Annotated in this window: 18 protein-coding genes; 12 read left to right on the top strand and 6 right to left on the bottom strand. The window is 71.4% G+C overall.

Features of this window, described 5'->3' with window-relative positions:
- Nucleotides 1–17 precede the first annotated feature (17 nt).
- Nucleotides 18–335 (bottom strand): DUF3224 domain-containing protein, encoded by a 318-nt coding sequence (locus CLT68_RS19405; protein ID WP_099852622.1) that lies wholly within the window; start codon nt 333–335, stop codon nt 18–20.
- A 125-nt stretch (nt 336–460) separates the two neighbouring features.
- Between CLT68_RS19405 and CLT68_RS19400 the strand changes: the two genes are divergently transcribed.
- The gene (locus tag CLT68_RS19400) at nt 461–793 is read left to right on the top strand and encodes a putative quinol monooxygenase (protein WP_088947801.1); all 333 of its coding nucleotides are present in this window, start codon (nt 461–463) and stop codon (nt 791–793) included.
- Nucleotides 794–874: 81 nt separating this feature from the next.
- On the opposite strand, the gene pdxY is transcribed toward CLT68_RS19400, so the two are convergent.
- The 3 genes from pdxY to CLT68_RS19385 form a co-directional block, all read right to left on the bottom strand.
- Nucleotides 875–1,726 (bottom strand): pyridoxal kinase PdxY, encoded by an 852-nt coding sequence (gene pdxY / locus CLT68_RS19395; protein WP_099852620.1) that lies wholly within the window; start codon nt 1,724–1,726, stop codon nt 875–877.
- A gap of 138 nt (nt 1,727–1,864) precedes the next feature.
- On the bottom strand, nt 1,865–2,659 hold the full coding sequence (locus tag CLT68_RS19390) for a serine protease (protein WP_099852617.1): 795 nt from the start codon (nt 2,657–2,659) through the stop codon (nt 1,865–1,867).
- A 146-nt stretch (nt 2,660–2,805) separates the two neighbouring features.
- On the bottom strand, nt 2,806–3,822 hold the full coding sequence (locus CLT68_RS19385) for a LacI family DNA-binding transcriptional regulator (protein ID WP_099852615.1): 1,017 nt from the start codon (nt 3,820–3,822) through the stop codon (nt 2,806–2,808).
- Between the two features lie 255 nt (nt 3,823–4,077).
- Between CLT68_RS19385 and CLT68_RS19380 the strand changes: the two genes are divergently transcribed.
- The 11 genes from CLT68_RS19380 to CLT68_RS19330 all read left to right on the top strand — a co-directional run bounded on the left by CLT68_RS19380 (nt 4,078) and on the right by CLT68_RS19330 (nt 17,527).
- The gene (locus CLT68_RS19380) at nt 4,078–6,432 is read left to right on the top strand and encodes an AbfB domain-containing protein (protein ID WP_199177088.1); all 2,355 of its coding nucleotides are present in this window, start codon (nt 4,078–4,080) and stop codon (nt 6,430–6,432) included.
- 371 nt (nt 6,433–6,803) lie between these two features.
- The gene (locus CLT68_RS19375; RefSeq protein ID WP_143743208.1) at nt 6,804–8,222 is read left to right on the top strand and encodes a cytochrome P450; all 1,419 of its coding nucleotides are present in this window, start codon (nt 6,804–6,806) and stop codon (nt 8,220–8,222) included.
- 251 nt (nt 8,223–8,473) lie between these two features.
- A complete protein-coding gene (locus tag CLT68_RS19370) occupies nt 8,474–8,956 on the top strand; it encodes a helix-turn-helix domain-containing protein (RefSeq protein WP_158240900.1) in 483 nt (160 codons plus the stop codon).
- Nucleotides 8,957–9,209: 253 nt separating this feature from the next.
- Nucleotides 9,210–11,600 (top strand): nitrate- and nitrite sensing domain-containing protein, encoded by a 2,391-nt coding sequence (locus tag CLT68_RS19365; RefSeq protein WP_143743207.1) that lies wholly within the window; start codon nt 9,210–9,212, stop codon nt 11,598–11,600.
- Between the two features lie 16 nt (nt 11,601–11,616).
- A complete protein-coding gene (locus tag CLT68_RS19360; protein ID WP_088947795.1) occupies nt 11,617–12,021 on the top strand; it encodes a roadblock/LC7 domain-containing protein in 405 nt (134 codons plus the stop codon).
- A gap of 52 nt (nt 12,022–12,073) precedes the next feature.
- On the top strand, nt 12,074–13,267 hold the full coding sequence (locus CLT68_RS19355) for an ABC transporter substrate-binding protein (protein ID WP_088947794.1): 1,194 nt from the start codon (nt 12,074–12,076) through the stop codon (nt 13,265–13,267).
- Nucleotides 13,264–14,160 carry a branched-chain amino acid ABC transporter permease gene (locus CLT68_RS19350; protein WP_099852605.1) on the top strand — a complete coding sequence of 299 codons (897 nt, stop codon included), beginning with the start codon at nt 13,264–13,266 and terminating at the stop codon, nt 14,158–14,160. The genes CLT68_RS19355 and CLT68_RS19350 overlap by 4 nt, the downstream gene beginning before the upstream one ends.
- Nucleotides 14,157–15,176, top strand: a complete 1,020-nt coding sequence (locus CLT68_RS19345) for a branched-chain amino acid ABC transporter permease (protein WP_099852603.1) — start codon at nt 14,157–14,159, stop codon at nt 15,174–15,176. Before CLT68_RS19350 ends, CLT68_RS19345 begins: the two co-directional genes overlap by 4 nt.
- A complete protein-coding gene (locus CLT68_RS19340; protein WP_099857352.1) occupies nt 15,173–15,916 on the top strand; it encodes an ABC transporter ATP-binding protein in 744 nt (247 codons plus the stop codon). The genes CLT68_RS19345 and CLT68_RS19340 overlap by 4 nt, the downstream gene beginning before the upstream one ends.
- A complete protein-coding gene (locus CLT68_RS19335) occupies nt 15,916–16,716 on the top strand; it encodes an ABC transporter ATP-binding protein (protein WP_099852600.1) in 801 nt (266 codons plus the stop codon). Before CLT68_RS19340 ends, CLT68_RS19335 begins: the two co-directional genes overlap by 1 nt.
- Before the next feature lie 7 nt (nt 16,717–16,723).
- Complete coding sequence (locus tag CLT68_RS19330; protein ID WP_099852599.1) at nt 16,724–17,527, top strand: methyltransferase; 804 nt, start codon at nt 16,724–16,726, stop codon at nt 17,525–17,527.
- 56 nt (nt 17,528–17,583) lie between these two features.
- Here CLT68_RS19330 and CLT68_RS19325 read toward each other — a convergent pair whose 3' ends face one another.
- Both CLT68_RS19325 and CLT68_RS19320 read right to left on the bottom strand, forming a co-directional pair.
- Entirely contained in the window at nt 17,584–19,959 is a 2,376-nt protein-coding gene (locus CLT68_RS19325; protein WP_486482239.1) for an acylase, read from the bottom strand.
- Nucleotides 19,960–20,150: 191 nt separating this feature from the next.
- On the bottom strand, nt 20,151–21,092 hold the full coding sequence (locus tag CLT68_RS19320) for a hypothetical protein (protein ID WP_099852595.1): 942 nt from the start codon (nt 21,090–21,092) through the stop codon (nt 20,151–20,153).
- Between the last annotated feature and the right edge of the window lie 86 nt (nt 21,093–21,178).

Genomic DNA, 21,178 nt, shown 5'->3' with positions numbered 1-21,178 from the left:
CGTCCGCAAGGCGGGCGTCAGGACAGGTCGTAGTCGAACCAGATGCTGTGGGTGCCGTCTTCGTCGACTGTCAGGCCGCCCGCTCCACGGATGCCGGTCAGGCCGCCGGTGCCGCTCGTGGGGACGATCGTCAGGAACTCGGCCTGCCGGTCCTGGCCCGTGGTGGTGGCGGAGTGCACGAAGTTGAAGGTGCCCGCGTTGCCGGCGACACTGCCCTCGAACGACTCCATGGCGACGTACGTGCCGGTGCCGGTCGTGGGATCGAAGGCGGCCGTGAAGAGTGTTTCGGATCGGCCGTCGATCTCTCCGGTGAACGTCTTGCGCTCGACTGACATTTCCGTCGGGATTTCGAGCGCCCCTAAAGCTGATGATGACTGTGGCTCGGGCAGAGGTGCGCGGGTCCGGCCGGCTGTCCGGCTGACTTCGACGGGTGACCCGTCCGGCTGGGTAACCTGACGCCATGATCTTCATTACCGCCAAGTTCCGGGTCCTGGCCGAGCACGCCGACCGGTGGCCGCAGATCGCCGCCGACTTCACCGAGGCGACCCGGGCCGAGCCGGGCTGTCTGTGGTTCGACTGGTCCCGCAGCGTGGACGACCCGACCGAGTACGTGCTGGTCGAGGCGTTCCGCGACGACCAGGCCGGCGCGGCCCACGTGCAGTCCGCCCACTTCCGCGCGGCGCAGGAGACCCTGCCTCCGCACCTGGCCGAGACGCCGCGCATCGTGAACGCCACAGTGCCGCAGGAGACCTGGTCGCTGCTCGGCGAGATGGCCGTCCCCGAGAGCCGCTGACCGCCGCAGGCACGCGGCACCGCCCGCGCCGACCGCATCGAGGCGTTCCTCGACGCGTCGGCGGTCGGTGTCGACCCGTCGTCAGCGCAGCCGGCGGGCGGTGAACCGGGCCGGCGGGTCGGCGATCACATCCTGTGCGGCGATCAGCTGGATCTCCCGGGTGCCCGCCGCGAGTGTCGCTTCGAGCACGGCGTAGACGGAGGCGATGGTGCGCTCCAGCGCGATCGCGGGTGAGCCGGTGGTCCACAGGTGCGCGAGATACAGCGCCGCAGTGACGTCGCCCCCGCCGTTCGGGTTGATCGGCAGCAGCGGCGTGGTCACCGCCCAGGCGCCCTCGTCCGAGACGGCCACCACCTCCAGCGAGTCCGGGGGCAGGTCGCCGTGGAGCACGCTGGTCACCAGGACGTGCCGAGGCCCGGTCGCGCGTACGACGTCGACCGCGTCGAGCACCTCCGCGAGCGAAGTCGTCGTACGGCCGGCGAGGAAGTCGAGCTCGAAGTGGTTGGGCGTGATGATGTCCGCACGCGGCACGACCGTGTCCCGCAGGTACTCGGGAATGCCAGGGCGGACGAACATGCCGCGACCGGCGTCGCCCATCACCGGGTCACAGCAGTACAACGCGGCCGGGTTGGCCGCCTTGACCTGCCCCACCGCGTCCAGGATCACCGCGCCCATGGCCGGGTCGCCCTGGTAGCCGGACAGCACCGCGTCGGCGCCGCCCAGGGCTCCACGGTCCGCGATGCCCTCGATCACCTCGGCCACGTCGGCGGCCGCCAGCATCGGCCCCCGCCACGCGCCGTACCCGGTGTGGTTGGAGAAGTGCACCGTCAGAACCGGCCAGACCTCGTGGCCGAGCCGCTGCAGGGGAAACACCGCTGCCGAGTTGCCGACGTGACCGTAGGCGACCGACGACTGGATGGACAGGATCTTCACCGGCTCATCATGGCCGCCCGGGCGGGCGCCGCACGCGCGGCCCGCCGAATCTGTTGGGTGGCCCACTCGTCGCGTACCCCTCGGTGACGAGCGGGCGGCCCGGACATCGTCGTCCGGGCCGCCCGATGGTTCTCCCGGTCAGCCGCCGAGGCTCGCCGCAGCCGAGGCGATCGACGAGGCGAAGTAGCTCACCTGGGTGTAGACACCCGGGTAGTTGGGCCGAGCGCAGCCGTTGCCCCAGCTCACGATGCCGACCTGGATCCAGGCGTTCGAGGCGTCGCGGCGGAACATCGGGCCACCCGAGTCACCCTGGCAGGTGTCCGTGCCGCCGCTGGCGTAGCCGGCGCAGATCTCCTGTGCGGGGATGAGATCGCCACCGTAGTTGGCGTTGCAGGTGGAGTCGCTCACGAACGGCACGTTCGCCTTGAGCAGGTACCGCTGCTGGCCGCCGCCCTCGCGCGCGGCGCCCCAACCGGCCACGGTGAAGGTGCCGCTGTCGTAGGCGGTCGTGTTGGCGACCTTCAGGGTGCTCAGCCCGGTGACAGGGCTGGCCAACCGGATCAGCGCCCAGTCCCGGCCGGAGCCGTTGTAGCCGGGAGCCCGGTAGACGTAGTTCGACCGGACGGTGATGCGGCTGGACGACTGGAGGTCGACCGTCCCGAGCGTCGCGGTGATGCTGGTGTTGGTGCCGGTCGAGCCCACGCAGTGTGCAGCGGTGAGCACCAGTCGGGCGCTGTACAACGCCCCGCCGCACCCCATCGAGAGTCGCACCATGAACGGGAACTCGCCCTGAGCGGCGCGGGTGCCGCCGACGACGTTCGGCGTCATGGGGTTGTCGGCCGCTGCGGCCGGCGCGGTGAGAGTGAGGCTGGCCGCGGTCACCGCGGCCAACGTGGTGGCCAGCAGGCCAGTGAGGGTACGCCAGCGAACCATGCATTCCTCCGCATCAGGATGGCACGCCTCGTGAGCGCACCCCGTTCGAGATAGCGGTCATCATATTGAGCTGCATTGATTTCTTGCGCCATCCTCTCTGGGTCGTACCACCGGGGCTATGGGTCTCGCCTCGGCAGCAACGGCCGTCAGCCGCCGGGCGTACCCGTGCTCTCCCGGCGGATGAGCCGAAACGGCGTCTGCACGGTCAGCGGTGCCGCGACCTGCGCTCCCTCGATCCGGGCGACGAGGCGGCGCACCGCGAGACGGCCGATCTCCCGCTTGTCCGGCGCGATCGTGGTGAGGGTCGGGGTGCTGAACCGACCTTCCTCGATATCGTCGATCCCGATCACCGCGACGTCCTCCGGCACCCGGAGACCGGCCTCGGCCAGCGCCCGCAGCGCGCCCGCGGCGACCAGGTCGTTGTAGCCGAACACCGCGTCCGGTGGGTCACCGAGCGCGAGCAGGTCACGCATCGCCCGCTTGCCGTCGAGCCGGCCGAACGCGTCGGTGCGGGCGACCAGCCGCGAGCGGTACGGCAGGCCGGCGGCGGCCAGGGCCTCCCGATAGCCGCGTACGCGCAGGTGGGCGGACTGCCGGTCGCCACCGTGCGTGGCGCCGATGAACGCTATCCGGCGGCGGCCGATCGCCACGAGGTGCTGGATCGCGGCGTGGCCGGCGGCGACGTTGTCGATGGCGATGTGATCGTGCGGCACGTCGTAGACGCCCTCACCGATCAGCACGAGCGGAGTGCCCGCGGTCCGGGCCAGCACCTCCTCCCGGCCGATCCGCACCGGACTGAGGATCAGGCCGTCGATGATGTGCCGCCGGGACCCGTCGAGGAGCGCGAGTTCCGCTCCCCGGTCCGCGGCGGTGTTCTCCATGACCAGGGTGTAGCCGAGCCCGGCGGCCTCGGCGATGGCGATCTCGGCGAGCTCGGCGAAGTAGGGGTTGTTCAGTTCCGGGATGGCCAGGGCGATCAGCCCGGTGCGCCCCCGACGCAGATGTCGCGCGCCCAGGTTGGGGCTGTAGCCGAGTTCGTCGATCGCCTGCTGCACACGCAGCCGGGTCCGCTCCCCCACCGGCCGGTATCCGTTGACCACGTTCGAGACCGTGGCCAGCGACACGCCCGCGCGTTGGGCGATGTCCTTGAGGTTGACGCCCATCCACCGACCCTTCGCCAAGGGGACCGCCGAGCCGGGCACGCATCGACGGACAAGGATTGACGGGAGGCCCGGCGCGGCTCTATAACGTTATACAGGCGATGATGGATGTCAATATCCCAGTCCCGCCGACGCGTGGAGATCCCACCGGCATCCGTCGACGACGCCCGTCCCCCGTCAGTGACCACCCGATGCCCACCACCCACGCGCTTCGGGCCTGGCTGCACCGCCCGCGGCGACTCGCCCCTCGGAGACGGCATGACACGTCAGGTCCCCATCCGCCCCGCCCTGCCGCTGCTGCTCATCCTCGCCCTGATCGCCGGCGTTCTCGCCGCGCCAACCCCACCGGCGTACGCCGCACCGGCCAAGACGCCGCCACTGACCACCCCCTGGACCAGCCAGGCGCTGGCCGGCACACCCCTGCCCGAGTACCCGCGCCCCCAGATGACGCGACCGGACTGGCTCAACCTCAACGGCGAGTGGCAGCTACGCCAGTCGGCCACCGACGACGCCCCGCAGTTCGGCACCGCGCTGCCCGAGCGGGTCAACGTGCCGTTCCCGGTGGAAAGTGCGCTCTCCGGCATTCAGCGGGCCGCCAACGACAACCGCAACTACCTGTTCTACCGACGCACCGTCACCGTCCCGGCCAACTGGTCGGGACGGCGGACCCTGCTGCACTTCGGCGCCGTCGACTGGCAGAGCACCGTCTGGGTCAACGGCGTACGGGTCGGCGCGCACACCGGCGGCTACGACGCCTTCACCTTCGACGTGACCCCCCAGCTCACCACCGGGGCGAACGAGATCGTCGTCAAGGTCTGGGACCCCACCGACACCCGACAGAACGGCAGCCTGCCCGCCATCGGCAAGCAGACCAAGACACCCGGCGGGATCTTCTACACCCCCAGCTCCGGCATCTGGCAGACGGTGTGGATGGAGCCGGTGCCCACCGCCTCCATCAGCAGCGTGGACGTCTACCCGAACCTGAGCACCAACACGTTGCGGGTGCGGGTCTTCACCCGGGGCGACGTGAGCGGCCACAGCGTGCTCGCCGAGGCGCTGAACGGGAGCACCGTGGTCGGTTCGGCCACCGGCGGCTTCACCGAGTTCAGCGTGCCGGTGCCGAACGCACGCCGGTGGTCGCCCGACGACCCGTTCCTCTACAACCTCCGCGTCACCCTCCGCAACGGCTCAGCTTCCACTGTGGACCGGACAGCGCACTACTTCGGCATGCGGGAGATCACCACGGGCCTGGTGAACGGGGTGCTGCGCCCCAAGCTCAACGGCCAGTTCGTGTTCCAGGTCGGCACCCTCGACCAGGGCTTCTGGCCGGACGGCCTCTACACGGCGCCGACCGACGCCGCGCTCGCCTTCGACCTGCAGAAGCACAAGGACCTGGGCTTCAACATGGTGCGCAAGCACATCAAGGTCGAGCCACAGCGCTGGTTCTACCACGCGGACCGGCTCGGCCTGCTGGTCTGGCAGGACATCCCGTCGCTGACCGCGCAGGACATCAACCCGACCGACGCCCAGCAGGCGCAGTTCGAGGCCGAGGCACGCGAGATCGTCGACGAGCACCGCAGCTCGCCCGCAGTGGTCGCGTACACGCCCTACAACGAGGGGTGGGGTGAGCGGTCCCTCGCCGACACCCGGCGGGTCGCGCAGAACATCAAGAACCAGGACCCGACACGTCTGGTCAACCCGCACAGCGGCCACAACTGCTGCCAGTCCCTCGGCAATCCCGGCAACGGCGACATCGACGACTGGCACGTCTACCTCGGGCCCGACTCGCCCGCACCGTCGAGCAGCCGGATCGCCGTACTCGGTGAGTTCGGTGGGCTGGGCCTGCACACGCCGGGCCACGAGTACAGCCCGAGCGGCGGCTTCTTCGCCTACGAGTGGCAGACCAGTTCGAGCGCCCTCACCGATCGGTACGTGGGTCTGGTGCAGGGCAGCCAGAACCTGATGGTCGGCAAGGGGCTCAGCGCCTCGGTCTACACCGAGATCACCGATCTGGAGGGCGAGCTGAACGGCTTCCTGACCTATGACCGGCAGGTGATCAAGATGGATCAGGCGCGGGTCCGCGCCGCCAACACCGCCTTGATCAACGCCTCGAAGACCATCGGCAGCTCGGCGCCGGTGGCCCTGCCGGTCAACACCCGGCGGTCGTTGCAGGTGACGACGCCCGGCTTCACCAACCGCTACCTGCGCCACCAGGACAGCCTGGCCTACACCGAGGTGGTCGCCGCCGCGAGCCCCAGCCTGCTCAAGGCCGACGCCACGTACACCATCAGGGCCGGCCTGGCCGATGCCGGCTGCTACTCGTTCGAGTCGGTCAACTTTCCCGGGCAGTACCTGCGCCACCAGAACTCCCGGGTCCGCAACTCGCCGGACGACGGCTCGACGCTCCTGCGTGCCGACGCCACCTGGTGCGCACGGGTCGGGCTGACCGGCTCGGGTGTGTCGCTGGAGTCGTACAACTTCCGGGGCAGGTACCTGCGGCACTACAACTCGGAAGTCTGGCTCAGCAACGGCACCGGCGGCGACGCGTACAACACGCCGACGTTGTGGACCGCCGACAGCACCTGGAACATCGCCAGTCCCTGGGCGCCCTGACCGCTGGCCCCGGCGGGTCGTCACGCCAGAACATCGCGGGGGTTCCGGCCTGGGCCGGAGCCCCCGCGACGCGTGCGGGCGTCGCCGCTCCCTCCGTCGGGCAGGTGGCCCGAGCCCTGCGTCACCTGCCGGTCCGGAGATCGTTTTCCGGTCATGAGGGAGAGCGGCACCGTGATTCCGCCGTCCATCATGGGCGGTCGTCCGCCTGATCCCTTCCTGATGGTCTCGTTGTCGCGCGCAACGGGCATCTCGTCGTGAAATGGGGTCGACCGACGGCAAGGACCCAGGCGCAAGTTGCATCCAGCCGGTTTCAACCGTCCGTTGCAGCACGCATTATGTCGCGGAATAAATAGACGGTAACCAATCTTGACTTGTGCGACTACTCAGCGCACCGTAAAGAGCCAGAGGCAGATGCGCGCCATTATCGGCCCAGACTGACCGATCCTCAAAAATGGAGGCGCTGCCGGTTTCGCGCCGCGCGCATCAGGAGGCTTTCCATGCGGTTGAATCCGTTCGCCGGGGTCTATCTCACCGACCCGGCAAGCATGTGGCGGCGCATTCTCGACGATCCCGACGGTGTGCACTACGCCGAGGATCTGGGGTTGTGGTTGATCAGCAGACACGCGGACGTCCGGCGCGCACTCGCCGACGTCGCGACGTTCGGCAACGCCCTCACGCTCGCCCCGGTCTACGAGGTGTGCCCGGAGGCGATGAGCGTGATCATGCAGATCGACGCGCCCCCCACGACGGCCGCCGCCGACCCGCCGGTGCACCCCCGCACCCGTCGGGCCCTACGGGCGGCCTTCGCCAGCACCCCCGAGCGGGTCGAGGTCGAGTACGGCCCGATCATCCGGCGCCGGGTCGACCAGTTGGTGTCCCGGCTCGCCGCCCGCCGGGGCGATCAGGTCGACCTGATCCCGGATTTCGCCACCGAGCTCCCCCTGCTGGTGGTCCTGGACATCCTCGGGGTGCCCGACGGCGACATCGGGCGGATCCGGAGCTGGGCGGACGGCCAGATCGCGCTCATCTGGGGGCAACCGGAGCCTGCGGAGCAGGTGCGCCTGGCGCAGGATCTGCTGGAGTTCTGGCACTACTGCGAGGAGCTTGTCCGCCGACGGGTGGACAGTGGACACCAGGGCGACGACTTCATCAGCCGCGCCCTGGCATACCGGGACGACGACGACGCGGTGCTGACCGTGCCCGAGGTCGCGAGCCTGGCCTTCAACCTCCTCGTCGCCGGCCACGAGACCACCGCCGGGTTGCTCGCCCACGCCCTCGACCAGGCGCTGTCCAGTCCGCGGCACTGGTCGGAGCTCGCCGCCGACCCGGGGGCCGTCTCCGCGTTCGTGGGCGAGACCCTGCGCTTCGCGCCCGCCATCGACGGCTGGCTGCGGGTGACCAACCGGGACGTCACACTGGGAACGGTGACCATCCCCGCCGGGGCACGCTGCCTGCTGCTGATCGGGGCGGCGAACCGCGACCCCGCGGTCTTCGCCCACGCAGACCAGTTTCATCCACATCGGGCGGACGTGGGCAATCACCTGTCGTTCGGCCACGGCCCGCATTTCTGCATAGGCGCGGGATTGGCGCGGCTGGAAGCCGAAATCGCCATCACCCGACTCACCGAAGCCATTCCCGGCCTCCGCCTGGCGACTGGGCAACAGCGCTCTTACAAGGCCAATGTCGCGTTTCGCGCCCACCACACGCTGCTCGCCGTAATCGATACCATTGCACCGGCCGACGTTCCGGCGGCACGAGGTGAGGCGGCCGCCGAAGCGCACGCCGCCTGACAGTACCGGAGGGCCAACGGGCCTGCCCGCGCGCGGACGAGTGCGGGGAAGGGTGGCTCGCCCGCCCCTGGCCGGCACCGGCAAGGGGCCTGACACGCACCCTTTTCTGCTTTGCCCGACGATCCAGGTCGGTGAACGTCTTCACACCCATCGCGTCCTGGGTTAAGAATTGTCCCCTGTGAATGTTCAGCTCATCAGCCAATCTCGATCCGGCTTCCGCTGCTGATTCTCGAAGCCACGAAGGTGAGCGCATGGAGCACACGTCCCCGTCGAGCCCTGCTCCCCCTGCGGCCAGCGAACGGTTCCGACGGGAACTGCGCAACTGCCGCGTCCGGCGGGGTCTGACCCAGCGGGCGCTGGCGGATCTGGTGCGGTTCAGCCGGGAGACGGTCGCGGCGGTCGAGTCCGGTCGCCGGTTCGGCAGTCACGAGTTCGCGCTGCGCTGCGACGACGTGCTCGGCACCGACGGCCGACTCGCGGCGCTGTGGCCGCAGGTGGCGGCCGAACAGGCGGCGGCCGACGGCCGCCGGGGCCCCCGCGCCTCACCACCGGTCCGGCCGGGCCGGCCGGCGCCACGTCAGCGTGATCGACGCGACGCGCGCGACCCCGGCGCCGTGGTGGACGCGATCGACGAGCTGCGTGAGCTGATCGGGCAGGTGCTCAACGGCCCGTCCGGTCCGGACGACGCACAGCGGCCGCAGCCGCCTGCCGACCCCCGCGACGACCAGCGCTGACCCCACGATCCCGGCTCGACCTCAGGGCGTCACCGGCCGCTGACGTTGGGTACAGATGCTGGTACGGCCAGTTTGTACCACGGCCAGGTCTGGCCTACGAGCGCGGCTTCCGGCCGAATGGGACTTGCATTCGGCAACGTGCGGATAGACCGTCATCGACGAGTCGTGGGAGTCAATCTTGGCGTCGAGCACCCGGTCCCACGCGGCCAGACCCTACCCGACCCGGCGACGCGGTTGGAAGATCGCCGGCCGGATGCGCCTCATCGTCGCGGCACCGCTCGTCGCCGTGATCGGCTTCGCCGGTCTCGCGCTGACCGAGAGCGCACGCCAGACAGCCCGGGCCAGCGACCTGCGGGTCCTGGCCCAGGTCGGCGCCGAGGCCGGTGACCTCGCCTACCGCCTGCAACGCGAACGCATCGCCGCCGCCGACCTGCTCACCTACGGCGGGCCGGAGCAGCAGGACGCCTTCGGTGCGGAGATGGCCACCACCGACGACGCTGTCACGCGCTACCGGAGGCAGCGAGACCGGCTGTCCGCCGACGCCGAGGCCAACAGGGCTCTCCTGCGCCGCATCGACGCGGCCCTGGGCAGCCTCGCCCCGCTGCGCACCCAGGTACGCACGGCGACGCACGCCTCGGTGTCGGCGATGACCTTCAGCTACCGCATCGCCATCGCCGACCTGATCAACTTCCGGGAGACCGTCTCGCACGGCGTGGTGGACGCCCGGCTCGCCGACGGGATCCGGGCGTCGGCGGCCCTGTCGAAGACGGCCGAGGCGATCGGCCAGCAGCAGGTCGCCGTGCTGCGGGCGGTCGCGGGCGGCGAGCTGACCCCGGCCATGCAACAGGACATCACCGCCGCCCGCACCAGCTACACCGAGTCGAGCCTGTCGTTCCTGGCCCTGGCCCCGGCCGAGTGGAGCCTCTGGTGGGAGCAGGCCGGCACCGGCAAGGAGGCGCTCGCCCTGCAACGGATGCAGGACGAGGTGTCCCGGGCCCAACCGGGGTCGCGGTTGCAACTGGAGACCGGCGGCTGGGTGTCCACCACCCAGACGCGTGCCGCCCGTCTGGCCGAGCTGCGAGGGCGGGTCGACGCCGCGGTCCGCGACGACGTCCGGGCCGCGCACACCGACCAGCGCCGCCGGGCCGTCGCCGAGGCGGTCGGCGTCCTCCTGGCACTCGTCCTCACCGCGCTGGTGACCTGGGCCGTCGCCCGGCAGATCACCCGGCGACTGCGCCGCCTGCGGGACGCCGCGAACGCGGTGGCGTTCGAACAGCTCCCCGCCGTCGTGGCCCAGCTCCAGCAGCCGGGCAGCGCCGCCGTCGACCCGGACAAACTGGCCCGCCAGCAGTCCAGCGCCGCCCTCGAACCGTCCACCGGCGACGAGATCGGCGAGCTGGGCCAGGCGTTCAGCGCCGTCCACCAGGCCGCCGTGCGGACCGCCGCCGAGCAGGCCGTCATGCGCGCCAACACCGCCGACATCTTCATCCACCTGAGCCGCCGCGAACAGCGACTCGTCGACGCCGTCCTGGCCCAGGTGGACCTCGTCGAACGGGACGAGACCGACCCCGACCGGCTCCACCAGCTGTACACGCTGGACAACCTGGCGACACGGATGGGCCGCATCAACGCCAGCCTGCTGGTGCTCGGCGGCGTCGGCGTCGGTCGCGTACGACAACGCGACGTCCCCCTGCAACAGGTGCTCCAGGCGGCGCTGTCCCAGATCGAGCACTACGCGCGGATCCGGCTCGGCATGATCGACGGCGACGTCGCCGTGGCGGCCAAGACCGTCGACGAGGTCGTGCACCTGATCGCCGAACTCATGGACAACGCGACGACGTACTCGCCGCCGGCCAGCGAGACCTGGGTGAGCGGCCGGAGCCTCGGTGACCGCGTCATCATCCAGATCAGTGACGAGGGTGTGGGGTTGTCCCCGCAACGGATGCAGCAGCTCAACGAGCTGTTGGCCCGCCCACCGGCGATCGACGTGGCCGCCGTACGGGCGATGGGGTTGGTCGTCGTGGGTCAGCTCGCGGCCCGGCTGGGCGCCACCGTCCAACTGCGACGCGGCCCCCGACGCGGCATCCTCGCCGAGGCGACGCTGCCCGCGACGATCATCCGGTCTCTGCCACCGGAGGAATACCTGCTCGCACCCGGACGGCTCTCGCGGAGGGCGGCCCGCACGGCCAGTGCCCCGCCGCCCTACCAGCCGCGGCCCGAGCCCACCGCCGGGCGACCCCCGGCCGAGCGGACCCTCCCGGCTGCGCCGGTGTTCCGACCGGCTCCCCCGCCCCCGGACCGGGGTGACGCGCCCACCGAGGAGCTCCTCATCTTCGAACAGGTCAACCACTGGTTCCAGAGCGACGTCGCCGAGGGCCACGACGGCCAGGAATGGTCCGGTCCAGCCGACGACGCCTGGCGCACGGCCGCCCAGGCGCACACCCCCGAGGTCGCCACCACCACCAACTCCGGCCTGCCCAAACGGCAACCGCAACGGCAACTCGTCCCCGGCGGCGTGACCGTCCCCCAGCAGCAGCAACGGTCCGAGTACCGCGATCCGGCCCAGGTGGCGACGGCGATGGCCGCGTACGCGCGGGGTGTGGCGAACCGCCGGCGCACCCCGATCAACCTCGGCAACAAATGACGCGACAGGAGAGCACGTGACCGACCAACAGGATCTCGGCTGGCTGCTGGACACCTTCGCCGCGCGGGCGACCGAGGTCAGCCACGCGATCGCCATCTCCAGCGACGGTCTGATGGTGGCCGCCACTCGCGACCTGCCGCCGGACCGGGCAGACCAGTTGGCCGCGACGGGTAGCGGGCTCGTCAGCCTGCTGCGGGGCGCGGCGGCCTTCTTCGACGCCGGCGCGGTGATCTCCAACGTCACGCAGCTCGAGGGCGGCTTCATGTTCTCGATGGCCTTCAACGACGGTGCCTCGTTGCTGGTGCTCGCCGCACCGGAGTGTGACGTGGGCAAGGTCTCCTACGAGATGACCGAGCTGGCCAACCGTATCGGGGACGCCCTGACCCCCGCGGCCCGAGCGGCACTCGCCCGCAGCCGCTGACCACCCCGGCGCCCCCACGCCGGAGACCCCTTCCCTTCCTCTGGAGTCAGACATGCCTCTCACCACGCCTTGGCGCAGCCGTGCCCTCACCGCCGCGCTGCTCGCGGCCGTGCTGACCACCAGCACGGCCTGCGGCAACGACGCGCCGGGCACCAGCGCCAGCGGCTCGATAAAGATCGGCCTGCTCGCCTCGTTGTCCGGGACGTACCAGGCGGTCGGCACGGAGATCCGCGACGGCTTCCAGCTCTACCTGGACACCCACGACGGCAAACTCGGCGGTCGACAGGTCGACCTCGTCATCGCCGACGAGGGCAACGGCGCCCAGACCGCGGTCCCGGCAGCGACCAAACTGCTCAAGCAGGACCGGGTGTCCGCGCTCACCGGCATCGTCGGTGGTGGCTCCGTCGCCGGAGTCACCCCCCTGCTCGACGAGACGAAGGTGCCGCTCGTCGGTTCCAACGGGCGACCGGAACTCAAGGACGTCTCCCGGGTCTGGCACACCTCGTACCTCTCCGACGAGCCCGGGGCCGCGATCGCCCAACACGTCCGCGACAACGTGAAGGGCTCCGTCTACGCGATCGGCCCGGACTACCAGGGCGGCTGGGACGAGCTGCGGGGGTTCACCGACGCGTTCGGGAAGATCGGTGGGAAGCTCGCGAACTCCGACGGCAAGACGACCTTCACCCCGTTCCCGGCCACCACCAACTTCACCCCGTACTTCGCCCGGATCAAGGCCTCCGGCGCGGCAGCCGTCTACACGTTCTACGCCGGCAGCGCCGCTGTCGACTTCGTCAAGCAGTACGCGCAGTCCGAGATCAAGGACGTCCCGCTGTACGCGGCCGGGTTCCTCACCGAGGGCGGCGTGCTCAACGCGCAGGGCGAGGCAGCCCGGGACATCTTCTCCGTGCTGAACTACTCGCCGGACCTCGACAACGCGGAGAACCGCGCCTTCGTGGCGGCGTGGAAGGCCAAGCACGACGGCTCACCGACGACCTACGCGCTCGCCTCGTACGACGCGGCGGCGGTGCTGGACCGGGCGATCGGCGCCGCCGGGAGCGACCCGACTCCGGAGGCCATCAACACGGCCATCGGCCAGCTCGGCCAGATCGCCAGCCCGCGCGGCACCTGGCAGTTCTCCACCACCACGCACTCCCCCGTGCAGAAGTGGTATCTGCGGCAGGTCCGCCAGGACGGGCGGGCGCTGTCCAACACCGTCGTGGGTGACCTCGCGACCGTCGGCCGATGATGGTGGTGGCGGCCGGCACCAACCGGATCGATCCGTACCTGATACCGGCGCTGGACGGGGTCGCCTACGGGCTGCTCGTGTTCGTCGCCGCGTCGGGCCTGGTCTTCTGTTTCGGCGTCGCCAACATCCTCAACCTGGCGCATGGCATGCTCTACGCGATCGGCGGCTACACCGCCGCGGCACTGCTCGACGGCGGCTGGGCGAGCCTGGCACTGGCGCTGACGGTCGGTGTGCTGGCCGCCGCCGCGGCGGGTGTGCTCCTGGCCGGCCTGCTCGCACCGGTCGCCGCCGGTAACCATCTGAGCCAGGCGCTGCTGACGTTCGGTGTGGCGCTGGCCGGCGGCAGCCTGCTCGTCGCCGGCTTCGGTCCCGACGATCCGCAGGTCCTGGTGCCCGCGGCCCTGGAGGGGTCGGTGGTGGTCGCCGGTCACCGCTACGCGGCGTACCGGTTGGTCTTCATCGTCGTCGCCGCGGTGATCGCCGCCGCGCTCTACCTCGTCATGCGACGCACCAGGGCCGGCATGCTGGTCCGGGCGGCCGTCGACGACCCCGAGATGGTCGCCTGTCTGGGCGTGAGTCCCGCGCGGATCCGCGCCGGCGTGCTCGCCGCCGCCGGCGCGCTGGCCGGTGCGGCCGGCGTGCTGGGCGCGCCGATCATCGGCCCCGGCACGGACACCGCCGACACGGTGCTGCTGCTGTCCCTGGTGGTCGTCGTCCTCGGCGGGCTCGGGTCGATGGGCGGCACCCTGCTGGCCGCTCTCGCGATCGGCGAGATCCAGACGCTGGGAGTGGCGCTGCTGCCGTCCGCCGCACCGTTCCTGCTGTTCGCCGCCATGGCGGCGGTGCTGGCCGTGCGGGCGCGTGGCCTGGCCAGCAAGTGGAGGGCGGCATGAGGGACGAGGTGATCCGGCGCGCCCGGGGCGCTGTGGCGGCCCTCGCCCTGGCCGGCCTGGTCATGGCGCCGTGGATGGTGGACGACTACACCACGGCGATCCTCGCCCGGACGCTGGCGCTGGCCCTGGTCGGGGTGAGCGTCGCCCTGCTCACCGGCGTCGCCGGCATGCCCACCCTCGGCCAGACCGCACCGTACGCGGCGGGCGCCTACGCCTGCGCGGTGGTCGGCAGCCGGATCTCCGATGTCGGCGTCGTGCAACTCGCCGTCGCGGCGGCCGCCGGGGCGGTGCTGGCCGCGCTCACCGTGCCGCTCGTCGTCCACGCCCGAGGGGTGATCGTCCTGATGATCACGCTGGCCATCGGTGAACTCGCCGTCACCGTCCTCGGCCGCTGGCGGTCGGTGACCGGTGGCACTGACGGGTTGGCCGGCATCGCCGCGGTCCGCCCGTTCTGGGGGCTCCCGGTCCTGGCCAACGACCAGGCCCGTTACCTGTACGCCCTGGTCGTCGTGACCGTGCTGGTCGGCGCGGTGCTGTTGCTGCTGCGTACCCGGGCGGGGCTGCTGCTGCGGGCCGGCCGGGACGACGAGACACGGCTGCGGGCCAGCGGTCACCGGGTGCCGCTGTACCTGTCCGGCGCGCACATGGCCGCCGGGGCGATAGCCGGCGCGGCCGGCTCGCTCCTGGTCGTCGCCCAGCAGTACATCTCCCCCGCCGATTTCGGCTTCGACACCTCCGCGCTGCTGCTGCTCGGTGTCGTCATCGGTGGCACCGCCTCGGTCGGCGGCGCCCTGGTGGGAGCGGCGCTGGTCATCGCCGTACGGGACTGGTTGTTCGGGGTGCTGCCCGGCCACGCGCCGCTGGTGCTGGGCGCGCTGTTCGTCGCGACGGTCTACCTGCTGCCCACCGGCACGCACCGGGCACGGGGCCGGTGGCGTCTGCCGAGCGCGCCGGCGACTCAGCCGGACGCGCCACCCGCCCGTGACCAGGCCACAGTCCCGGAGCTGCACCGATGATCGGTCTGCTGAACGTCGAGGAGGTCAGCGTGCGGTACGGCTCGCTGGCCGCGCTGGCCGGCGTGGACCTGTGCATCCACGACGGTCAGCGGCACGCGCTGATCGGCCCCAACGGAGCCGGCAAGACGACACTGCTCAACGTGATCGGCGGGTCCACGAAACCCCAGCGCGGCAGGGTGATCTTCAATGGACGCGACCTCGGTCGGCTCGGCCCGGCGGCCCGGGCCCGACGAGGTATCAACCGCATCCACCAGCGACCCGCCGTCTTTCCGACACTCACCGCGATGGAGAACGTGGTGGTCGCCGCGCTGCCCCGGCTCACACCCCACCGCAGGTGGTGGCCGGGTGGACGTCGGCGCATCGCGCAACACCGGGCGGGCCCGCTGCTGGATCAGATGGGCCTCGCCGACGTCGCGACGGTGCCGGCCGGGCACCTCGCACACGGCCAACGACGCCAGTTGGAGATCGCCATGGCCCTTGCCGGTCGCCCTCGCCTGCTGCTCCTCGACGAACCGGCGGCCGGGCTGTCCGCCGTCGAGGTCGGCCGGCTCGTCGAGTTGCTCCAGGCGCTGCCCAGGGCGGTCGCCGTGTTGCTTGTCGAACATCGACTGGACCTGGTGTACGCGCTCTCCGACACCGTCACCGTCCTGCGCGACGGTCGAACGTTGGCCGCCGGCACGCCGGACGAGATCCGCACCTCGCCGCTGGTGCGGCAGGCCTACGCCGACGGGGTGGCCTGATGCTGTCGGTGGATCGCCTGTGCGCCGGCTACGCCGGAGGGATCGTGCTGCACGAGGTCAGCCTGCGGGTCCGCCCGGGCAGCATCCAGGCCGTGGTGGGTCGCAACGGCGCGGGCAAGAGCACGCTCGTGCACACAATCGCCGGGCTGGTGCGAGCCTCCAGTGGTCGCATCGAGATCGGCGGTGTGCACGTGGCCGGTCGGCAACCGCATCGCATCGCCCAGTCCGGCGTCGGTCTCGTCCCGCAGGGCCGGCGGGTCTTCTCCCGGTTGACCGTGGCCGAGCACCTGCACCTGGCGGCCGCGCCGTGGCGGGCACCCGTCTCCGGTGGCGAGGGCTGGACGGTGGCCCGGACCCTCGAACTGCTGCCGAGGTTGGCGGCGCGGCTGCGACACCGCGGCTGCGAACTCTCCGGCGGCGAGCAGCAGATGCTGGCGATAGCGCGGGCGCTCCTCGGCCAACCACGGGTGCTGCTGCTCGACGAGCCGTGTGAGGGCCTCTCACCTGATCTGGCGGCGCGGGTGCGTGAGCTGGTCAACGGTCTCGCCGCCGACGGCCTGACCGTGCTGCTCGTGGAACAGCAGCTCCAGCACGCGATCGACGTCGCGGACCGGGTGGCGGTGCTGGAGTACGGCCGGGTGGTCTACGACCGTCCGACGGCCGAGGCACGCGTCGACCCGGCCCCACTGGCGGCGATGTTGAGCGTCGCCGCCGCCCCACCGCCGCCGCCACCACCCAACCGACCGGCCCCTCGGCTCTGGGCCGACACCCCCACGTCACCCGACCCCTCGGAGAGGTAGACACCCGATGGCAACCGCTACCAGCGATGGCACGTATACGTTCGACAACGGCCAACCGGACGCCGTTCCCCAGATGCAGGCGCTGGAGTCCTTCCTGGACCCGATCACGACGCGTCGACTGGCCCAACCGGTGCTGCGACCGGGAGTGACCTGCTGGGAAGTGGGGGCGGGCGGCGGCTCGATGGCCCGGCGGATCGCCCGCGCTGTCGGCGACGACGGCCACGTGCTGGCCACCGACATCGACCCCACGCACCTCGCGGCGGAGGGCAACCTGCACGTACGCCGGCACGACGTGCGCACCGATCCGCCACCCGGGGACGCGTTCGACCTGATCCACGCCCGGCTGGTGCTGCTGCACCTCCCCGACCGGCGACGGGTCCTGCGTACGCTTACCGGCGCGCTGGCACCCGGCGGGTGGCTGGTGGTCGAGGAGTTCGACTGCACCGCGCCGCTGCGGGTGCTGACCGCGCCGACCGACGACGCCGCGAAGCTCTTCGCGCAGGTCATGGACGCCATGATGGGTGTCCTGGCGGACCACGGCGCCGACCTCGGGTGGGCGCAGGACGTGCACACCGAGATGGCCCTCGCCGGTCTGACCGACCTGGACACCATCACCCACTCGCAGAGCTGGGCTGGCGGCTCGACCGGAGCGTCGCTCTACGAGACGAACTCCCGCCAGTTGGAACCGGACCTGCTCGCCGCCGGGCTGTCACCGAACCAACTGAACGCCTTCCGGCGGCTGGTCCGCGATCCCGGGTTCGCCGTCATGTCGTACCACTTCGTCTCCACGCGGGGTCGCCTGCCGAAATGAGCAACCGCACCGGCCGGGCTCCCCGCCAGGGAGCCCGGCCGCCGCGTGCTCGCGGGTCAGTGGTGGCGGCCCTCCACCACCCGGTAGGTGCGCAGGTTCGGGTCCGCCTTGATCTGCGCCTCGGTGTACTTGATCGTGTCCCAGCCCTTGCCCGAGTAGAGCGCGGTCTGGTCGCCGTACCAGGGTGAGTTCGGGTTGGTCGACTGGGAGTAGGTGAGGATCTGGCGCCCGGACGGCCCGTGCGGGCCCAGCTCCACGGCCATCACGAACGACGAGCCGTGCACCACCTTCGGGTAGCCGACGCCGGGCACCCGGTTGTTGACGATCATGTTGAAGATGCCGGCCTCGGCGCGCCCGCCGTGAATCGGAATACGCCGGTCGCCGCGCTGCTCGGTCTGGACGTCGCCGAGACGCGCGTCGAGCGGGATGCCAGCGAGCCGCTGTACGGCGTCGGCGAGCGCGGTACGTACGCCCGGGTTGGCGGTGTCGAGCCGGCGTGGCGTGTGCACGGGGTCGCTGACGGCGAAGGGCTCCGCGAAGCGCAGCCCGTTGGCCAGGGCGAACTCGGTGAACAGGTGTGCACCGCGGCTGTCCAGGTCGGCGTGCAGATCCCAGCGGGCCAGTGTCGTGCAGGCGGCGCGCAGGTCGACCGTTGCGCCGTTCGAGGCGGTCCCGGTCGGCTGGGCGGTGCAGAGCGCCACCAGGTCGTCGCGGACCAGTTCGCCGCCGTACACCCGGTTGCCGAAGACGGTCCGCCACAGACGGTCGGTGGTGAACCCGCGGCCGGGTAGCCCGTCGATGCCGTCGAGGCGCTGCTGCACCTGATCGAGGCCGAGACGGGTACGCAGGCTGCGGGGGGTGCGTTCGTCGCCGATGATCCGCGCGTAGCCCTCCAACGGGGCCTCGGGGTTGGCGAGCCAGAAGCTGTCGTTGGAGTTGGTGACGTAGTCGGTGCGGAAGCGGACGGGCAGGTTCGCGGGGCCGAGGATGCCGGGCACGACGGCGTCCGGGTCGGCGCCGAGCGCGCAGGCCGACCGGGAGCCGTCCAGGACAGCCTGGCCGCTGCTGGCGTAGAGCGGCTGGAACGGTGCCGGAATGCAGGCGGCGGCGAGGGCGTCGGTCACCCGGGGCACGACCGAGTGGTCGGCGTAGAGCGCCTCGCCCCTGGCGTCGGCGGCGATCACGTTGACCCAGGGCAGGAACTGGTAACGGTCGAGTACGCGCTTGAGGTCCCGGACCGTCTCGGCGCGGCCCATCTGCAGCCAGCCGTCGAAGGCCCGGTTGTTGGTCGCGTTGATGTCGGTGATGGCGTACGCGGTGCTGGCGGTCCAGTCGAAGCTGCCGGGCACCACCACGACCGGCCCGTAGTGGGTGTCGTGGAAGGTCCGGCTGACCGGCACCGTGCCGCCGTTCGGGCCGGGCACCCGCACCGTGACGGTGCGGGTGGTCATCTTCCGTGGTTGACCGTCCACGTAGTAGGAGGTGGGGTCGCCGGGGACCAGCGCGAGGCGGTGCCAGACGAACCGGCGAGCGGTGGAGACGGTGTGGCTCCAGGCGAGGGTGCGATTGTGCCCGATCTCGATGATCGGGTCGCCGATCAGCGCGGCGCCCTCGACGTCGTAGCGGCCGGGCACCTTGAGGTGCATGCGGTAGAAGCGTTCCGCGCCCTCCCACGGGAAGTGCGGGTTGGCCAGCACCATGCCGCCCCGGTTGGCGGTCGCCGCCTCGCCCAGCCCGTACGCGTTGCTGCCCACCCCGGCGGGTGCGCCGTCGACCGACGCGAGCACGGCGGCCGCACCGGTCGCGTCCTGGACGGCCGCCGGGCCGGTGGCGGTGGGCGGGGCGGCGGCGACAATCCCGTCGAGCAGCGCCCCTGAGCCGGCCCGGATCATGCTGTTCCAGGTGGTACGCCAGATGTCCAGCTCGGTCAGCGGGCGAACCCACGGCTTGGCCCGGCATGCCGGGTCGGTGAGCCTCGCCGCGCCGGTGCGGCGCAGGTAGGAGTTGTAGCCGGCGACGAAGCCACGAATCTGGTCACGGACGTCGTTGGACGGGGAGTGCACGCCGTCGCGGCGACCGTCGAGCAGCCGCTCCACCGTCCGATCCTCGATGGCCTTGCGGAAGAACAGGTCGCTGCGCACGTTCGCGTCGGTCGGGCTGGTCGCGCCGAAGTAACGGGAGCGCTCGCCGCTGACCGTCACCGCCTTCTCCGCGATGACGCACAGGTTGTCCTCCGCCTGAACGTATCCGACCCCGAAGCCGAGGTTGGCGTAGCTCGTGGCGGTGATGTGCGGGACGCCGTACGACGCGCGTCGGATCTCGGCCGAGTAGCCCCGGTCGCGCTGGTGCGCACCGGCCGGGGGCCCGCTCAGGCCCACCAGGACCAGGCCCAGGACCACCCCCGCCGCGCCGAGGCGTGTTGATGCTGTCACCGGTTCTCCCCCCGTCGCCCCCGGGCGCCGCTGCCCGAGGGACATTCACGTTGGTCGCCATTCTCGTCACTGCCGTGCCACCTCGTACACCCCGGCGCGCCGACCGCGCGCCGAGCTGCGGTCAGCGGCCGTCCACCGCGAGGTCGCACGGGCTCGGCCGCCTCAGCTAGCCGACTCAGCCGGGCCCTCGCTCACCGAGGAAGCGACTCCTGGTCGGCCAGGACAATCAGGTCGTCGGCGCGGGCCGCCAGCGGCGCCGGCGCCGCGTCGGGCCACACGAGATAGCCCACCGGCGGACCCGACGACCCCCACGTGGCCCCGATGATCGTGGCCAACCCCGCGTCGTCCGGATGTCTGCGCAGGCGTACCCGGGTGCCCGGCGCATGTCCGTCGTCGGCGACGATGAGCAGCGCGTCGAGGATCTGCCGGACACCGGCGACGGGCAGCCCCGGCACGTACGGCTCGCCCGCGTACCCGATCCGCGGCGTCATCATCGTGCAGAGGAGCGCGGCCTGCCGGATCGCTTCCTGGCGGATCTGCCAGTCCGCTGTGTGCTCGGCGACGGCCAGCGCCGCCTCGATGACCGACCAGAGCGCCAGAGGCTGCCGATCGAGCACCCGGCGGGCCTCGCGGTCGACCTCGGCGCAGGCCGTGTCGAGCGCGGTGTCCTCGCCCAGCTCCGCGATCCAGACGAGATCCCCCACCTCGGGCAGCAGCCCCGGGGACTCGGCCGCGATCACCACGTACACCATCGCGAGCAGTTCCACCCGGCCCTCGCCGTGATAGAGCGCGCCCACCCCGCTGCCGGTACGACCACGGCTGGGCGGGAACCGCTCGACGAGGTGCTGCGCGCGGCCATGAGGCAGGACCGCGGCCCGCCTGGTGTCGGACACCCGTTCCTCGAACGACCGCCGCTCACGGCGTTCGACGAGCAGTTGGCGATGGGGATCGAACCCGATCGGATAGATCGTCCGCCCGTACGTGGCGAGGGTTTCGCCGGGTCGCAGCCCCAACGACTCAAGGTGGCGTGCAGCCACCGAGTAGGCGACGCCGGCCTCGGCGGCGTGCTCCCGGATGGCGCGCTTGCGAGCACGTCCCGGGGTGGGGGTCCGCCGTGGTTGGTGATCAGACATGACGCCTCCGGTGCAGCCCCACGCACTCCACCGAGCAGGCGGCGTGACCGGCACGCCGGGAGTCGACACAGCGGCGCGGAGTCGGA

It is taken from the genome of Micromonospora sp. CNZ299 (assembly GCF_002754415.1).
This window is presented reverse-complemented; position numbering and strand designations above follow the sequence as displayed.

Coding starts and splice junctions, on each gene's coding strand:
- CLT68_RS19405 (WP_099852622.1), bottom strand. CDS start 335: ATGTCAGTCGAGCGCAAGACGTTCACCGGAGAGATCGACGGCCGATCC.
- CLT68_RS19400 (WP_088947801.1), top strand. CDS start 461: ATGATCTTCATTACCGCCAAGTTCCGGGTCCTGGCCGAGCACGCCGAC.
- CLT68_RS19390 (WP_099852617.1), bottom strand. CDS start 2,659: ATGGTTCGCTGGCGTACCCTCACTGGCCTGCTGGCCACCACGTTGGCC.
- CLT68_RS19385 (WP_099852615.1), bottom strand. CDS start 3,822: ATGGGCGTCAACCTCAAGGACATCGCCCAACGCGCGGGCGTGTCGCTG.
- CLT68_RS19380 (WP_199177088.1), top strand. CDS start 4,078: ATGACACGTCAGGTCCCCATCCGCCCCGCCCTGCCGCTGCTGCTCATC.
- CLT68_RS19370 (WP_158240900.1), top strand. CDS start 8,474: ATGGAGCACACGTCCCCGTCGAGCCCTGCTCCCCCTGCGGCCAGCGAA.
- CLT68_RS19365 (WP_143743207.1), top strand. CDS start 9,210: ATGCGCCTCATCGTCGCGGCACCGCTCGTCGCCGTGATCGGCTTCGCC.
- CLT68_RS19355 (WP_088947794.1), top strand. CDS start 12,074: ATGCCTCTCACCACGCCTTGGCGCAGCCGTGCCCTCACCGCCGCGCTG.
- CLT68_RS19350 (WP_099852605.1), top strand. CDS start 13,264: ATGATGGTGGTGGCGGCCGGCACCAACCGGATCGATCCGTACCTGATA.
- CLT68_RS19345 (WP_099852603.1), top strand. CDS start 14,157: ATGAGGGACGAGGTGATCCGGCGCGCCCGGGGCGCTGTGGCGGCCCTC.
- CLT68_RS19340 (WP_099857352.1), top strand. CDS start 15,173: ATGATCGGTCTGCTGAACGTCGAGGAGGTCAGCGTGCGGTACGGCTCG.
- CLT68_RS19335 (WP_099852600.1), top strand. CDS start 15,916: ATGCTGTCGGTGGATCGCCTGTGCGCCGGCTACGCCGGAGGGATCGTG.
- CLT68_RS19330 (WP_099852599.1), top strand. CDS start 16,724: ATGGCAACCGCTACCAGCGATGGCACGTATACGTTCGACAACGGCCAA.
- CLT68_RS19320 (WP_099852595.1), bottom strand. CDS start 21,092: ATGTCTGATCACCAACCACGGCGGACCCCCACCCCGGGACGTGCTCGC.